This is a genomic window from Corallococcus sp. 4LFB (assembly GCF_046520365.1).
Lineage (GTDB): Bacteria > Myxococcota > Myxococcia > Myxococcales > Myxococcaceae > Corallococcus > Corallococcus caeni.
In genome coordinates, this window is sequence record NZ_JBKGHJ010000937.1 from 1 (window position 1) to 1,627 (window position 1,627).

The following is a 1,627-nucleotide window of genomic DNA, read 5'->3' on the forward strand; positions in this document are numbered from 1 at the left end:
TGGGCCCGGGCCTCGGGGGACTGGCCCGTCTGGTACAGCGCCCGCGCCAGCGCGAAGCCGGACTCGCCCAGCGCGTCCGGGGGCGCGGACGCGAAGGACACCCGCCTGCTGGAGCGGCGCCACGGAGTCGCGCGCCCGGCCCAGCCCCAGCAGCGCCTGGCCCACGCCGTCGTAGGAGGGCTGGAGCCCCTCGTCGTCCGCGGGCAAGAGCTCGCGCTTGAGGGCCAGGGCCTGCTCGTAGGTCTTCAGCGCTTCGTCGTAGCGCTTCATGCCCAGCTGGCACATGCCCAGCTCGTCCAGCGCCTCCGCCACCTGGGGGCTCTTGTCGCCGTGGAAGCGCTGGTAGAGGTCCACCACCGCCTGGGCGTGCGGCAGGGCGCGCTCGGGTTCGCCGGCCTCGCGCAGGGCCAGGGACAGCAGGCCGTGCCGGCGGGCCACGTCCGGGTGCACCGGGCCCACCGCCGCCTCGGTCCTGGCGAGCGACGCTTCCAAGAGCGGCAGCGCCCCCTTCGCGTCGCCCGAGCCCAGCACCAGCCGGCCCAGCAGGAACAGGGTCCGCGCGCGCTTGGGGTGCTCGGGCGGCAGCGCCTTGTCGTAGAGGGCGCTCGCCGCCTCCAGCCGCTTGCGGGCCTCGTCGAGGTGGCCCTGGGAGATGGCGAGGTTGGCCTGGTTCACCTTCACGTCGGCCTCCAGCACGGGCTCGCCGCCCAGCCGCTGGAGGGTGGCCTCCGCCAGCGCTCCCCAGTTCGCCGCCGGGTCGAAGTGCTTCTGGCCGTCCTCCACGTAGAGCAGCTTGTTGAGGATGGCGACCTTCAGCCGGTCCGCCCTGCCCGCCTCCGCGTCGAAGACGGCGCGCGACAGGAGGCGGGACGCTTCGGGCGACTGGCCCGTCTGCTCCTGGAGCCAGCCCAGGTGGAAGCGCATCTCCGCCTTCAGCGGCAGGTAGCCCGTCTTCTCCACGGGCGCCTCCAGCGCCTTCACCGCCGCGAGCGCCGCCGGGTAGCGGCCCGCGTCCACCTGCGCGCGCACCTCCGACAGCCGGTCCTCCAGCCCTTCAATCTCCCCGCGCAGGACGGGGTCGGAGGGGCGGCGCTGCTGCTCGGCCAGCGACTCCACGTCCTCGCACTCGTGCAGCGCGGGCAGCGCGTGCGCCATGTCCACGGACTTCTCCACCAGGGCGGCGTCCGCGCGGGTGAGCAGGTCCACCGTCGCGCGCAGGTCCTTGCGCCGGCGCTCCAGGCACACCACCTGCCGGTCCAGTTGCTCCTCCGGCTTCACGCCGCTCACGCGCGCGTCCTCGCAGGCCTGGACGCGCTGGTGCTTCCATGCGTCCGCGTAGTGCGCCAGCACCTGCGTGGCGCGCGCGGCCATGTCCTCCGCGAAGGGCTTCCCGGTGGCGCGGAAGGCGGACTCCAGCCGCGCCTGCGCGTCCCGGGTCCAGACGGTGTCCATCAGCGCGCCCGCGTCCGCGCAAACCTGGGACTGCTGCCACGCCACGCCGCCCGCCACCGCCAGCGCGGTGGTCATCGCGCCCGCCGCCCCCACCCAGCGCCGGCGCTGTCCCAGGCGCTGCTCCTGGGAGAGCGCGTCCAGCAGGGCCTGCATCGAGGGGAAGCGCGCGTCCGCG

At 75.0% G+C, this 1,627-nt stretch carries 1 protein-coding gene; it reads right to left on the reverse strand.

Features of this window, described 5'->3' with window-relative positions; translation table 11 throughout:
• On the reverse strand, positions 1 to 1,627 hold a 1,627-nt coding region (locus tag ACLEQD_RS42980; protein WP_410391732.1), incomplete at both ends, for a tetratricopeptide repeat protein.